At 45.3% G+C, this 13,576-nt stretch carries 15 protein-coding genes and 1 riboswitch; of the genes, 14 read left to right on the top strand and 1 reads right to left on the bottom strand.

Annotated elements, in window-relative coordinates; translation table 11 throughout:
• Window positions 1-67: 67 nt before the first annotated feature.
• The 12 genes from ACDJ59_RS11870 to ACDJ59_RS11815 all read left to right on the top strand — a co-directional run bounded on the left by ACDJ59_RS11870 (window position 68) and on the right by ACDJ59_RS11815 (window position 10,881).
• Entirely contained in the window at window positions 68-832 is a 765-nt protein-coding gene (locus ACDJ59_RS11870) for a class I SAM-dependent methyltransferase (protein WP_413409058.1), read from the top strand.
• 11 nt (window positions 833-843) lie between these two features.
• Window positions 844-1,473, top strand: coding sequence for a pentapeptide repeat-containing protein (locus ACDJ59_RS11865; protein WP_413409056.1), 630 nt, complete (start codon window positions 844-846; stop codon window positions 1,471-1,473).
• A 70-nt stretch (window positions 1,474-1,543) separates the two neighbouring features.
• A riboswitch (guanidine-I (ykkC/yxkD leader) is annotated at window positions 1,544-1,644 on the top strand.
• A gap of 102 nt (window positions 1,645-1,746) precedes the next feature.
• Entirely contained in the window at window positions 1,747-2,085 is a 339-nt protein-coding gene (locus ACDJ59_RS11860) for a DMT family transporter (protein ID WP_413409055.1), read from the top strand.
• Entirely contained in the window at window positions 2,085-2,399 is a 315-nt protein-coding gene (locus ACDJ59_RS11855) for a DMT family transporter (RefSeq protein ID WP_307412998.1), read from the top strand. The genes ACDJ59_RS11860 and ACDJ59_RS11855 overlap by 1 nt, the downstream gene beginning before the upstream one ends.
• 116 nt (window positions 2,400-2,515) lie before the next feature.
• Entirely contained in the window at window positions 2,516-3,922 is a 1,407-nt protein-coding gene (locus ACDJ59_RS11850) for a DEAD/DEAH box helicase (protein ID WP_036608186.1), read from the top strand.
• Window positions 3,923-4,064: 142 nt separating this feature from the next.
• The gene (locus ACDJ59_RS11845; RefSeq protein ID WP_413409053.1) at window positions 4,065-4,418 is read left to right on the top strand and encodes an MmcQ/YjbR family DNA-binding protein; all 354 of its coding nucleotides are present in this window, start codon (window positions 4,065-4,067) and stop codon (window positions 4,416-4,418) included.
• A gap of 105 nt (window positions 4,419-4,523) precedes the next feature.
• Window positions 4,524-5,216 (top strand): hypothetical protein, encoded by a 693-nt coding sequence (locus ACDJ59_RS11840; protein WP_413409051.1) that lies wholly within the window; start codon window positions 4,524-4,526, stop codon window positions 5,214-5,216.
• A 162-nt stretch (window positions 5,217-5,378) separates the two neighbouring features.
• Window positions 5,379-6,263, top strand: a complete 885-nt coding sequence (locus ACDJ59_RS11835; protein WP_413409049.1) for an alpha/beta hydrolase — start codon at window positions 5,379-5,381, stop codon at window positions 6,261-6,263.
• Between the two features lie 229 nt (window positions 6,264-6,492).
• Entirely contained in the window at window positions 6,493-7,650 is a 1,158-nt protein-coding gene (locus ACDJ59_RS11830; RefSeq protein ID WP_413409046.1) for a type III polyketide synthase, read from the top strand.
• Window positions 7,637-8,356, top strand: coding sequence for a methyltransferase domain-containing protein (locus ACDJ59_RS11825; protein ID WP_413409044.1), 720 nt, complete (start codon window positions 7,637-7,639; stop codon window positions 8,354-8,356). Before ACDJ59_RS11830 ends, ACDJ59_RS11825 begins: the two co-directional genes overlap by 14 nt.
• Window positions 8,357-8,362: 6 nt before the next feature.
• Complete coding sequence (locus tag ACDJ59_RS11820) at window positions 8,363-9,511, top strand: NAD(P)/FAD-dependent oxidoreductase (protein WP_413409043.1); 1,149 nt, start codon at window positions 8,363-8,365, stop codon at window positions 9,509-9,511.
• Between the two features lie 179 nt (window positions 9,512-9,690).
• Window positions 9,691-10,881: a PLP-dependent aminotransferase family protein gene (locus tag ACDJ59_RS11815; protein WP_413409042.1), complete on the top strand. Its 1,191-nt coding sequence runs from the start codon at window positions 9,691-9,693 to the stop codon at window positions 10,879-10,881.
• A 69-nt stretch (window positions 10,882-10,950) separates the two neighbouring features.
• Here the strand turns inward: ACDJ59_RS11815 and ACDJ59_RS11810 are convergent, their stop codons facing one another.
• Complete coding sequence (locus ACDJ59_RS11810; RefSeq protein ID WP_413409040.1) at window positions 10,951-11,376, bottom strand: MaoC family dehydratase; 426 nt, start codon at window positions 11,374-11,376, stop codon at window positions 10,951-10,953.
• Window positions 11,377-11,537: 161 nt separating this feature from the next.
• Between ACDJ59_RS11810 and ACDJ59_RS11805 the strand changes: the two genes are divergently transcribed.
• On the top strand, window positions 11,538-12,536 hold the full coding sequence (locus ACDJ59_RS11805; RefSeq protein ID WP_413409039.1) for a LacI family DNA-binding transcriptional regulator: 999 nt from the start codon (window positions 11,538-11,540) through the stop codon (window positions 12,534-12,536).
• A gap of 117 nt (window positions 12,537-12,653) precedes the next feature.
• Complete coding sequence (locus ACDJ59_RS11800; protein WP_413409037.1) at window positions 12,654-13,538, top strand: AraC family transcriptional regulator; 885 nt, start codon at window positions 12,654-12,656, stop codon at window positions 13,536-13,538.
• Window positions 13,539-13,576: the final 38 nt, after the last annotated feature.

Genomic DNA, 13,576 nt, shown 5'->3' with positions numbered 1-13,576 from the left:
ACAGTTCTCTTATATTAAAGTTATTATAGATACATTAGATCCTTAATTGAGAAGGAGATTATATTTTATGAGTAACGGACATTCATCCGGTCAAACGAACGAATCGTGGAGTGGTCATTCCGCTCCTTTTGCTACGTTACAGGAAACACCTATCATATCCTTGCTCCAGCCATCCCAAGGTGAACGTATTCTTGATGTGGGTTGTGGCAATGGGGATCTGACAGCCAAAATTGCAGCCGCAGGAGCGCTGCCAACAGGTATAGATTTTTCAGAAGAGACGATTAGGCAAGCTAAACAGAAATACCCTGATATGAATATTCAAGTAGCAAATGCTTGTCATTATCGGACAGAAGAACCGTTTGATGCGGTTTTCTCTCATGCCGTTCTGCATTGGATAAAGGATGCTCCAGCTGTAGTACAATCAATACAGTTAGCGCTCAAGACGGGCGGACGATTCGTGGCTGAATTTGCTGCAAATGGCAACACGGCTATATTAATTACAGCGGTACAAGAAGAACTGGATGCCCGTGGATACAAATGGGAAGGACGGAATCCGTGGTATCACCCGACCATTGGCGAATATGCTAATCTTCTGGAGCAACACGGATTTCGAGTTAGTCTGGCCCAGCACGTTGATCAATTTACCCCGTTCAAGCCAGGTGCCAGAAAGTGGTTAACCAGCTTCGCGGAGTATTTATTCAGTGGTATCAAACCTGCGGAACAGGATGTTATTATGGAAGCTGTCGAGAAAAGAGTGCGGCCACAACTGATGCGGGATGGACAGTGGTATCTGGACAGAAGCCGACTACGAGTTGTAGCTATTAAAGAATAGGGGAATACGGGATGAAAATGGACAAACCCAAGATTCAGGAGCAGTTGCTCGAACCGGAAACGATTGCATTCCTGGAATCCAAAGTGGAGTACAAACACAAACTGATCGAGAACATTACATTGGATCAACAGGAAGCGAGTAAGGTTTCCTTTGAAAATGTTGTATTTAGACATGTGACAATCTCGGAGTCTGCCTTGGAACAATTTGAATTTACCGATGTCCGGTTCGAACACTGTGACTTCTCCAATGTCAATCTCTCTGGTGCCTTCATGCACCGGATCGAATGGCATAACTGCAAGTTTGTCGGAACTGATTTTTCCAATAGCCGATTGCAAAATGTCAGTTTCCTTCATGGTCTAGGCGACTACAGCAATTTTCGTTTTGCACATCTGAAACAGGTCTCCTTCTCGGAATGTACCTTGATTGGTGCGGACTTTGCCTATCTGGCACTGCAAAAAATGGAGTTCAGTCAATGTAACATCGACCAAGCTTCCTTAACGGGGACCAAAATGAAAGATTTGGATCTTAGCGATTGCGAATTTGACTCCTTGGTGTTGACCATGGAAGATCTCAACGGTTGTGTGATTTCACCACATCAAGCCGCCACATTTGTAGGATTAATGGGTTTGATTATCAAATAAATGGCATGATCACATTTACGGGGTTGCCAAGATAGTGGAAGTGTGTATAATTGGAGACACATTAGAATAAAAACAGGTTTTCTAGGGTTCCGCGATGTATGTGTCGGTCTGGTCCGAGAGAAAACCCGCAACCTGTTGGTTGTGCCACGGAGGGATAAAAGCCTGGGAGATGAACTGCTACATGCAGTTTGTTTCCCGGGCTTTTTTGTTTTTTCGCTAATGAACACTTACAGGTTGTACAAAAAAATGTAGTAGAGAAGGAGTGTTACCAGAATGAATAAAACGTGGATGTCGGTTGTGATTGCTGCTTTGTTTGAAGTAGGTTGGGTCATTGGATTGAAACATGCCAGTGGTCTGCTGGAATGGGGGTTTACGTTGGTTGCGATTATGATCAGTTTCAGCTTAATGATTGCAGCTTCGCGGACACTGCCTGTGGGAACCGTGTATGCAGTATTTGTTGGCCTAGGTACCGCTGGCACGGTACTTGCAGAGATTGTTCTGTTTAATGCACCTGTCCAAGCCGGAAAAATGGTACTCATTGGTGTACTTTTACTCGGCGTAATTGGTCTTAAAATGCTGAGCAAAGAGAAGAATAAGGAGGTGCAACTATAATGAACTGGGTATTTCTTATCTTGGCAGGTATATTTGAGATGATCGGAGTGCTGATGATAAACAAGTTGCACAAAGACCGTAATCTCATTTCACTGGTTCTATTGGTAGCCGGATTTGGTCTAAGCTTCCTGTTCCTGTCCATTGCAATGGAAACTCTTCCGATGGGGACAGCATATGCCGTATGGACGGGAATCGGGGCCTCCGGTGGTGCCATTCTGGGCATGGTGTTTTATGGAGAACCTCGAAATGCCCTACGAATTCTGTTTATCGCTATGGTGCTCGGATCGGCAGTTGGTCTTAAATTGGTCAGTTGAAAAAATGAAAATAAAAAGATAATTTACAGATTGCGTTTTTAATGGTATCCTTATACGTTACGTGTGAAATAAAAGATGCGTCTTATTGATAGATGTGCGTAAATGAAGGAGACAACATGACATTTAAGGACTTAAATATTATCCCCTCTATTATGGAAGGGTTAAGCAAAGCAAACTATACTAATCCTACCCCTATACAGGAACAGGCCATTCCAGCTGTATTAGCTGGCAGAGACCTGCTGGGATGTGCACAGACAGGAACAGGCAAAACGGCAGCATTTTCGGTGCCGATCATTCAATTATTAAGCGAAAGATCCAAAGGACAAGGATCGAAGTCCGCACGACATATTCGCTCATTAATTTTGACACCAACACGAGAGCTGGCTATTCAGATCGCGGATAACATCAAGGTATATAGCCGGTATACGGACATTCGTTGTACGGCAATCGTTGGCGGCGTTTCGCAAAAAGTACAAGAGCGTGCGCTGAATCAAGGTGCAGATATTATTATCGCAACGCCTGGCAGATTGAACGATCTGATTAACCAGAAACGTATTGATCTGAAGATGGTTGAGATTCTCGTTTTGGATGAAGCAGACCGGATGTTAGACATGGGCTTCATTCATGATGTGAAAAGAATCATTGCCAAAATGCCGAACAAAAAGCAGACGTTGTTCTTCTCAGCTACGATGCCTCCTGAAATCACCAAAATGGTTAAAACCCTGCTGGTTGATCCAGTTAAAGTAGAAATCACACCGGTATCTTCAACGGTAGACCGCATTGAGCAGTCTATTTATTTGCTGGAGAACGGCAAGAAACAACATATGTTGAACCAAATTTTGGAGGATAAATCCATCGTCACGGCATTGGTGTTCACACGCACGAAGCGCGGCGCTGACCGGGTTACACGTGATTTGGCCAAAGCGAATGTTACGGCACAGGCTATTCATGGCAACAAGTCTCAGAACGAGAGACAACGGGCACTGAACAACTTCAAGAGTGGTGCAACACGTGTATTAGTTGCGACGGATATCGCGGCAAGAGGAATTGACGTAGAGGAACTTTCACATGTCATTAACTTTAACCTGCCTAACATTCCGGAAACGTATGTTCACCGTATTGGACGTACAGGGCGAGCTGGCAAAAGTGGGATGGCAATTTCGTTCTGTGAGAAGGATGAACTTCCATTCCTGAAGGATATCGAGAAAGTTATCAAAAAGACGATTCCTGAAGTGAAAGGTCATCCGTATCCAATGACAGGTGTACCTGTGTTTGATAAAACCAGCAAAGCATCAGGCAGTAAACCTTCGTTCAACAAATCGGCTGCAGGCAAACCGGCGAAGTCCAAAGCTAACCCGGCACGCAAGCCCAAATCCGAATGGTTTGCCAAGAGTGGTAAATCAAACAGTAGTCGTTCAAACGACGGTAGACCCAATAGCAGTAGATCAAACAGCAGTAGCAGTAAATCAAACCATGGCTCATTCAGCCGCAGCAGCAAAACTAGGAATGATAGAGCCAATTAAGAGTTAAATAAATCCAGATAAAACCTTCTCCATTCATTTGGAGGAGGTTTTATTATGTGCTTTTATGTGCAACGAGCTTATTTACATACGAACTTACATTCGGTATCATTATATCGTCCACTGGTGAAAGGGAGGTACTGACTTGAAGGATACGATGATTGAATACAGTTTGAAGAAGAAAGGTGCGACCAAGGATTATCCATTTGGGCCTGATCCTGTAACCATTAAGGTTGGAGGGAAAATATTTGCATTACTTTTCGAAGATAAAGAAGAAAATGGTCTATTAAACTTAAAATGTGATCCCATTATTGCAGAGAACCTGAGAGAGCAGCATGAAGCGGTTCGACCGGGATATCATATGAACAAAAAACACTGGAATACCATTATGCTGGATGGTTCACTGTCCGATGAAGATGTCTACGTCATGATCGATCACTCATATGATATGGTTATCCAATCCCTTCCAAAAAGTATTCGGGAATCTTTGGCCGAATGAGGAGAACGTATACCACTTTCTCTACACCTCATTCATCATGTTATTGACATTTAAGAGGTAGGTGAAAAGGCTAATGGTCTGCTTCTCTAACAGAATGAATATCCTATGAAAATGAAGACATATTTGAAGACCATTTGGTTCCATTACCTTGGAAATAAACAAGATCGAACGGCCTTGTTTAATGTGGCTTCCCTTGTTATCAATGCTGTAACAGGGATAGGCAAGTTAATCCTGGGCATATATCTGTTTTCGGGATGGTTCATTACAAATGCTGTATATTATCTGATTCTGTGTGTGGCAAAAGGCCAAGTGCTCCATAAATATACAGTTACCAAGAGGATGGAATCTCCCTTAGAAAGATATAGATTAGAGCTTACGGTATATAAGCGCGGAGGTCTGTTCCTGTGTTTACTAGGCGCGTCCTATTCGATGGTCTGCCTGCGAATGTATTTAATCGGCGATGCCTTCATATATGAAGGTATCATCGTGTATATCGTAGCAACAGTCGCTTTTACCAAGTTGGTTTTTGCCGTGTATGGTACCTGGGCTAACCGTCATCTCCATAACCCGATCATATCTACATTAAAAATGATTAACTTCACCGATGCGATGGTATCCATCGTGGTGACCCAAGCGACATTACTTACCATGCAAGGCTCACCTCTTGCATTAAAAACCAGTAGTTTGTTTGGCATGGGGTGCAGCGTTTTATTTTGTTTGATGGGGGTCTGGATGATGTTCCACAAAAAAAAGGAAACAAGCACGGATCCAAATCGATCTCCTGGCACTGAATGTTAACATTGAAGATCAAGAGCAGGGGAAGGTGATTTTGGTCGACGTTTCAGCATGTTGATCAATACATATCGAATGAATTGCACATGACGGAATAGACGAGTGTCATCTATACTTAAGTGACAACGGAAGAAGGCGTATTGGCAATCCACAAAAGGAGTGATATCTATGGATCAACAACAACAACTGGAAATGGTACAACGTATGCGTCAAAATGTCGTCGGTACAGGTGCAGCTCTTCAACCCGGTTCCACGTATGCTGTCACAGTAAAAGAAGTCATGATTCCTACGACCAAAGGTGATACACGTGTACTTGTGTATACACCGGATAGGGACCAATCCGCGTCTATGCCGGTCTTCTTTAATATGCATGGGGGTGGTTTCATCTTGGGACAGGCAGAGATGGATGATCCATGGTGTCGCTTGATCGCTGATCGATCTGATTGTGTGGTCGTTAATATCGATTACAGTCTTGCGCCAGAGCACAAGTTCCCAACGGCGGTCCATGAATGTTACGACGTTGTACAGTGGATCCACGCCAATCCGCAATCCTTATCGGTTAACCCGTCTCTATTCGCTATTGGGGGGCATAGTGCTGGTGGTAATCTTGCTGCAGCAGTGTGTTTACTGAATCAGCAACGAGGTAGCGAGCTGCCGATTGTTCTGCAAGTTATGGATTATGCCGTGTTGGATGTGGCTACAGATACGGCCGAGAAACCGAGTTTTGCAGAAGCCATTCCAGCCGATATCGCCAGAACGTTCAATGCCATGTACCTTGATACGTCAGAAGATGCGCAAGACCCGTTGGCTTCACCTGTGCTCGCAACATCATTAGAGGGTCTTCCAGAAGCATTGATTATTACCGCGGAGAAAGATTCACTCGCCCAAGAAGCAAGAACATATGCAGCAAGCCTGAAAGCAAGCGGTGTGAAGGTGACACTTAAGGAGTACAAGGGAGCCGCTCATGGATTTACGCATTTTGGCGATCTCCAGATGGCTGAGGATGCCTGGTACCTGATGAGTGACAAGATCAGAGAAGCATTTACCAAATAACGTGTATCAGAATGACGCTTAGAAGGAATATAGTTACCTTTAAGTCGCCTAATGGCGGCTTTTTTTCGTTCATTGGTGTAATTGCTTCAATGGCATGTTGAAACCAAGCTTCTGAGCTTGCGGATGTGTTAATAAACTAGATTAGGAGCCTTATTGAGATTATAACGCTATCGTTAAGGGTAAGAGTTGTTAAATTAGAGGAAATAATGACCAATACAGGAGGTTTATTATGAACCAATATAACAGTCCATCCGATATCGCGATTCTTGGCATGGGAACGGCTCTACCTGCTCACCCTGTAGCACAGTCTGATATTGCAGAATTAATCGCTTCTTCTCTTCAGGATCGGCCAGATTTGGCCCGTTTTGCCAGACGAATATTCAAGTCCTGTGGTGTTGAAACAAGATATACCGTGGAACCGAGCTATCTGGGTTCACTGGAAGAATGCCGTTATCTGCCCTCTGGTGAGCGATCAGACATCCCGACAACCGAAGAACGAATGAGTACATACAAGCGAGAGGCGCTTCCGCTCGGGATTGATGCGGCAGAGAAAGCCCTAGAGGATTCAGGCGTATCTCCAAAGAGCATCACACATATCATCACGGTCAGCTGCACCGGTCAATATCTGCCGGGTCTTGATGTTATGCTCATCCGTCATTTGGGTTTGTCTGCCCGAGTTAATCGACTGCCGCTGATCTTTCAGGGGTGTGCTGCAGGGTTGAAAGCTATCCAGATGGCACGAGATGTCGTGCAGGGAGCTCCCGGATCACAGGTCCTTGTGGTCTGTGTAGAGTTGTGCACCATTCATTTTCAGCCCGTACAAGATCGGGAAGCGCTGTTTGCAGCTTCATTCTTCGGAGACGCTGCTTCTTCTTGTGTGGTGGGCACACCAGAACCTCAGCACAAGAATTATTTGAGTCTGGGAACGGGTTATTCTGTGCTTCTTCCGGATTCGACTGAAGATATGACCTGGGAGGTGGGAAATCTGGGGTATGACCTATATCTATCCCCACGTATTCCGAAGCTTTTAGGTGTTCATCTGGAAGAGGAACTGCGTCTCTTATTGCAAAGTGAACAGCTGCCTGAACTGTGGGCCATTCATCCGGGAGGACGTGGGATTGTGGACTCTGTGCAGAATGTAATGAAGCTGCGAGACGAGCAAACGAAGTATAGCAGGGATGTCCTCAGAACGTATGGTAACTTATCTTCCAATACCATTCTGTTTGTACTGAATGCGATGCGTGAGGATATGAAGGCACAGGTTCAATCCTCCACAGATGGTGTAGCCATGGCATTTGGACCGGGACTCACCGCAGAGTTGATGAAATTCACTTATGTACCCTCATTATCTTCAGTGATGGAGGAGCACGATCATGTCCTTTTTTAGAACATTGTCCATTCGAGCCAAGGAAGATGAACTGATGGATGACTTCTCTCTGGGAGGGGAGGAGCTGCGTGAAGCGCTTAGACATCTGAGACGTCTTAACAAAATATTTGCAGCACCTGGCCCAACTCTGGCTGGTGTAGAGAAGTTATGGAATTCAGTCGGTAAGCCGAATAAGCTGACTCTGCTGGATGTGGGCGCAGGTTCAGGGGATGTGAACCAAAAACTACTACAATGGGCGGATCGTCAGGGTGTTCAGCTGGAAATTACGCTGGTTGATCTGACGGAAGAAGCGTGTGAGGAAGCGAGACAACTATTCCGTGACGAACCCCGAGTCCGGGTACAACGTGCTGATCTTACACAACTGCCGGATGCTTCAGCAGATATTGTGACAGGTTCCCAGTTTGTACATCATTTTGACGGAGATCAGCTGGTTGATATGGTTTCTCATATGTTGCGAGCATCCAGATACGGTGTCGTCATTAATGATATTCACCGCCATCCCGTATCCTATAAGGCGGTCTGGATTACTACACGGATTATCTCGCGCAATCGGTACATTCGTCATGATGGGCCTCTTTCCGTAGCCAAAGGTTTTACAGGGAGGGATTGGAAGGAACTTAAACAACGGCTCAATCATGATACGATGACCTATGAATGGAAGCCTTTATTCCGTTACTCTGTTGTTATTCCCACGAAAGGCAGGTGATCTTACGTGTCGAAATCGATAGATGTGATTGTCATCGGAGCCGGAATTGCCGGCAGTACATGTGCAATGCAACTGGCAGGGAAAGGACATCGGACCCTTTTGCTGGATCGCCAGGAGTTCCCGCGGCACAAAACCTGCGGTGAGTTCATGTCACCCGAAACCAAGGAGATGTTAGAAGTTCTGGACATTCACCTTCTGGACCAGTCGAAGAAACCCAGCACCATGGATCATGCCAAAATCGTTATGCCACAAGGCGGAGTGATTGAAGCACCGCTGCCGGGATTCGCATATGGCATAAGTCGATATGAGCTGGACCAGATTTTGCATCAGAAGGCGCTGGAGGCCGGAGCCCAGATTGTGACCAAAGCGACCATAACGAGCATCGAGCAGCTTGAGGATGCCAGTTATGAGGTTCAGGTGAAACAGGGAGATGAGCGGATCAGCTACAGAGCCAAAGCCGTCATCGGAGCACATGGGACCAAAAAGCCGCGCGGGATGGCTTCCGCACCTGATCTGCGGGACCAAACCGTATATGTTGGTGTTAAATCCCACTTCAGCGGTATCGAGATTCCCGCACGGGTAGAGTTATATTTTTGCGAGGGTGGTTACGTGGGCATTTCCCCAATTGAGGATGGCATTGTGAATGTTGCCGCATTGTTGACACTGGATACCGTCCAGGGAAGTGGCAAGTCTGTAAACGATATTTTACAGGCGGCATCCCTGACAAATGTGAGTTTGGCGGCCCGTTTAGCCGAAGGAATGCCTGTAGATGGAACGCAAGTGTCGATTGCGCCGCTGCATCTGTCCAACGTTCCTGAGCCGTGGTCTCAATATCCGCATATTGGGGATGCCATGCTGATGATACCGCCCTTATGTGGAGACGGAATGTCCATTGCCCTTCGCTCCTCACTCCTGTGCGCAAGGTGGACTGACAAGTACCTGCAAGGCGACATTGAACATGCCGATTGGCAGAGTAATTACACGCTGGAAGCAAGCCGGGAATTCACCCAATTGCTCAGACGCGCAAGAAGAATCCAAAAGCTGGCTTTTGCCAAGACCAATAAATTCTATCCTGGTCTGGCCCGGATGATCCCCGGTTTAGCTGCTTATGTCGTGAAGGCCACACGGTTATCCGAGATGAACGCAGCGCGCTAATAGGCTGGAAGTTTGCTCAATACTGATGCGAAAGAGGTTGCTGACGGCGGCCTCTTTTTTGGTGTACAAACATTAATTTGGTGGAGACAGTTTGGAAATTCGGGAAATGCTCGTATAATAGAATCTAATGTAATGATAGAGAGTTAATTCAGATGAAATGTCGGGAGGCACTATTTAAGATGAACTATTCATTTTCCAATCGTATCGCAGCACTGCAACCATCCATTATTCGTGAGATTCTGAAGGCTTCTTCGGGGCAAAATGTGATTCCATTCTCCGCGGGAAATCCTGCGCCGGAAACCTTTCCTATCGAGGCGATTCGCACATTCACTCAATCCATTCTGGAGCATGACCCGGTCACAGCTCTGCAATATGGGATAACGGAAGGATATGTTCCCCTCAGGGAAGCATTGACTCAACATTTGAAGACAGGTTTTGATACCGGTAAACCATCCGATCAATTGTTCATTGTATCTGGAGCGCAGCAGGGGATTGAACTGGCCTGTAAAGTGTTCTGTAATGAAGGGGACACGATTATCTGTGAGAGTCCGAGCTTTATCGGTTCCCTGAACTCCTTCCGGGCATCCGGTGCGAAGCTTGCGGGTGTTCCGATGGAGATGGACGGTATGGATATCGAGAAGCTGGAACAGGCACTGCAAACAGAGCCCAATGTAAAACTGATCTACGTGATCCCAAGCTTCCAGAATCCGACCGGTGTAACGACAAGTCTTGCGAAACGTAAGGCCATATACGAGCTGGCTAAGAAGTATGGCGTTATGATTTTGGAAGATAACCCGTACGGAGAGCTTCGATTCAATGGAGACGATGTGCCAACCATCAAGTCTATGGATGATGAGGGTCTGGTCATCTATGTTGGATCATTCTCCAAAATTCTGTCGGCTGGACTGCGCGTTGGTTTTGTACAAGCGCCACATGAAGTCGTGGAGAAAATGGTTGTCGCGAAACAGGGAGAAGACGTACATACGGCCATGCTTCCACAGATCCTGGCGTACAAGTTCATGACAGAGTATGACTACGCGGGGCACATTAACAGCATTCGTGAGGTATATCGGAGAAAAGCAACATTGATGATGGACAAGCTGCAAGAACATATGGGTGAGTCCATTACCTATACCCAACCGGATGGTGGACTTTTCCTCTGGTGTGATCTGCCAGCACATGTGCCAATGCTTGATTATGCCAAGACAGCGGCAGCTCAAGGGGTTGCCGTTGTACCGGGAAATGCATTCCTGGTGAACGAGCATGACCCTTGTAATGCCATCAGACTTAATTTCTCAACCCCGTCAGACGAACAGATTGTCAAGGGTGTAGAGATTTTGGGGCAGGTATTGAAAGGTTATAACGCTTAATATTATAAAAAACGCAATATATCCATGAGAAGTCGCCCATTGGCGGCTTCTTTTTGGCCTTTCTCAGCCTTAATTATCAATTAATGCACTTAATTCTGCCTGAAAGACCTTTTGATTCTTCTGATTGAAAGTACTCAGCAGCACCGTAACAATCCCATTTCCTTTTCGTCTGGGAGTCAGTCCAATGACTTCTGCAATGACATGAAGTTCATCATCCGGAAAGACCGGTTTCAGGAATTGAATGTTATTCATTCCGGTGCCCGCCACGACATGCTCTCCATAGACCCCAACCTCAATCCATAATTTAAAGGAGATATTCATCGTTTGCATGCCAGAAGCAATTAAACTGCCGAATCGCCCTTGCTTGGCCTTTTCCTCATCCAAATGCATGTACTGTGGATCATAGATTGTGGCAAACTCAATAATATCACTCTTGGATAATGCCAAGGATTTTGTTTCGTAGCTCTGACCTATTACATATTCACTAAATCTCATGAAGGCACCTCGGTTTCTTTAATATGTTTTTTCGTAGTTGATGGTTTGCTAAGAGACATGACTGGACTGACGTGTTAAAATGCTAGTGAACTATCCCGTGTGTATTGCTGTGTTACTGCCATGATGGACTAAACAGATGAAACTGTCTTTGAGGAGTATATATGATGACAACGATTAAAGATGTAGCCAAGATGGCTGGTGTAGCCAGTTCGACCGTATCTTGCGTACTCAACGATAAAGGGAATGTAAGTGAGCCGACAAGACTTCGAGTACTTGAGGCAGCGAGTCAACTCAATTACGTTAGGCATGGTCCTGCATCGGAATTAAAACGAAATAGTACACAAACCATTGGTATTATTGTCCATGACATGTCCAGTCCGTATTTCTCGGATTTGGTGAACGGAATAGAAACCGTCGTCATGAGTCATGGATACGATATGATCGTATGTAGTTCGTTGGGTGGAGAGAAGTCGACAGCCCATCGTTACATTCGTGAAAGAAGAATTGACGGAGCTATTGTTATCGCTCAGAATATTCAAGATCAGTTGCTGATTGAAGCATCTGAAGCAGGGTTTCCAATTGTTGTCATGGATCGGGATCTGGATGCTCAACATATTGTAAAGGTTTTGATGAGTGATACGCAAGGTGGTTACTTGGCTACCCGTTATCTGATCGATAAAGGGCATCGGACAATAGCTTATATTAGTGGCCCGTCACAATCGGAATGTAATCTCCATCGTTATCAAGGTTATTTGAAAGCCTTGAAGGAGGCAGGTATCGAAGAGAACCCCGAATGGAAAATTGGCGGACAATACATGAAGCAAGATGGGTACAATGCAGCCAATAAACTGCTTGAAGGAGAGTTGCCATCCGCTGTATTTTTTGCAAATGATGAGATGGCCATCGGCGGCTTGGAAGCCTTCAGGGAGCATGATATCTCAATACCTGAGCAGTTATCCGTAATTGGCTTTGACAATATACCTGCATCTCAGTACATGAATCCACCTCTAACCACATTTCGTCAGCCGAAGAGGGATGCAGGCCAGCTTGCAGGTCATGTTCTCTTCCAACTGCTGAACGGAGAGATCGTAGAGACGTTATATACACTGGACATCCAATGCGTGGAACGTGATTCTGTTCGGCTCCTCAACCTGAGTTGAGGAGTTTTTTTGCATTCTATAGAATTTTAAATTCTTAAAAAGAAAGGAGAGTAGCCTTCTATGCATAATATAAAGACGAGGAGTAATTTCCGTTGGAAATAAATGGAGGTTGATACGATGGGCGTACCCACTTTTTTGGAGACAGGCCATATGCAAGAAGGTTTTCCCATTCGGGTAATTCATACAGGAAATCAGTTCAATTATGCTGCACACTGGCATGATGAGGTTGAACTGGTTCTCGTCAATGGAAAGAGCGCCAGAATTGGCGTGAACGACCACGTGTGTGAGTTGGAAAAAGGGGATGTACTGCTGATCAAACCAGGGGATGTGCACTGCTTTTTGCCGGGGACCGAACATTTGACCATTATCTTGTTCCGACTCGAATTGTTAACCGGTAGTTTCACGACCGAAGCCGAAATTCAGGATCTCGGACAACTTTTCAACAGAACAACAGTTATTCCCTCGAATAAGGGAAGTCAGAGCAATCTGACTCAATATATAGATGACATCATTACCGAGAAGAAAAATCAGAAGCCGGGATACCGATGGTTAATGGTATCCAGATTATATGATCTCATCATACTTTTACTACGTACAATCGTGCCTGTTACCACCGATGAATCAACATCTTCAGGATGGCCCTGTACTTCCTCCAAAAAATTTGAATTTCTTGAATCGGTCTGTGAATACCTGGAGGAGCACTATGCTGAACCGATCAAGCTGGAGCAGGTGGCGGAACATATTAAGTTCAGCAAGTTCCATGTCTGCAAGCTGTTCAAAGAGATTAAGGGCGTAACACTGATGGAATACTTGAATCACTTTCGAATTATCAAGTCCGAGTGGGCCTTATTGTTCCGTCAGGATACCATTCTGGAGATTGCGATCGGACATGGGTTCAACAATGTTAACTCCTATAATCGTCTTTTCAAAAAATATAATGACTGCACACCCTCCGAATTTCGTAAGAAACATCGTGCGAATATGACAAAATATGGAGGGTAATGCACAATATTTGTGGAGAAAGCCCTCTCCAAAATCAA

Origin of the sequence: Paenibacillus amylolyticus (assembly GCF_047302515.1) — a bacterium.
Taxonomy (GTDB): Bacteria; Bacillota; Bacilli; order Paenibacillales; family Paenibacillaceae; genus Paenibacillus; species Paenibacillus amylolyticus_G.
This window is presented reverse-complemented; position numbering and strand designations above follow the sequence as displayed.

Excerpts from the sequence above, each read along its gene's own strand:
- ACDJ59_RS11855 (WP_307412998.1), top strand. The coding sequence starts at position 2,085 with ATGAACTGGGTATTTCTTATCTTGGCAGGTATATTTGAGATGATCGGA.
- ACDJ59_RS11810 (WP_413409040.1), bottom strand. The coding sequence starts at position 11,376 with ATGAGATTTAGTGAATATGTAATAGGTCAGAGCTACGAAACAAAATCC.
- ACDJ59_RS11835 (WP_413409049.1), top strand. The coding sequence starts at position 5,379 with ATGGATCAACAACAACAACTGGAAATGGTACAACGTATGCGTCAAAAT.
- ACDJ59_RS11860 (WP_413409055.1), top strand. The coding sequence starts at position 1,747 with ATGAATAAAACGTGGATGTCGGTTGTGATTGCTGCTTTGTTTGAAGTA.
- ACDJ59_RS11800 (WP_413409037.1), top strand. The coding sequence starts at position 12,654 with ATGGGCGTACCCACTTTTTTGGAGACAGGCCATATGCAAGAAGGTTTT.
- ACDJ59_RS11830 (WP_413409046.1), top strand. The coding sequence starts at position 6,493 with ATGAACCAATATAACAGTCCATCCGATATCGCGATTCTTGGCATGGGA.
- ACDJ59_RS11865 (WP_413409056.1), top strand. The coding sequence starts at position 844 with ATGAAAATGGACAAACCCAAGATTCAGGAGCAGTTGCTCGAACCGGAA.
- ACDJ59_RS11840 (WP_413409051.1), top strand. The coding sequence starts at position 4,524 with ATGAAAATGAAGACATATTTGAAGACCATTTGGTTCCATTACCTTGGA.
- ACDJ59_RS11805 (WP_413409039.1), top strand. The coding sequence starts at position 11,538 with ATGATGACAACGATTAAAGATGTAGCCAAGATGGCTGGTGTAGCCAGT.
- ACDJ59_RS11815 (WP_413409042.1), top strand. The coding sequence starts at position 9,691 with ATGAACTATTCATTTTCCAATCGTATCGCAGCACTGCAACCATCCATT.
- ACDJ59_RS11850 (WP_036608186.1), top strand. The coding sequence starts at position 2,516 with ATGACATTTAAGGACTTAAATATTATCCCCTCTATTATGGAAGGGTTA.
- ACDJ59_RS11825 (WP_413409044.1), top strand. The coding sequence starts at position 7,637 with ATGTCCTTTTTTAGAACATTGTCCATTCGAGCCAAGGAAGATGAACTG.
- ACDJ59_RS11870 (WP_413409058.1), top strand. The coding sequence starts at position 68 with ATGAGTAACGGACATTCATCCGGTCAAACGAACGAATCGTGGAGTGGT.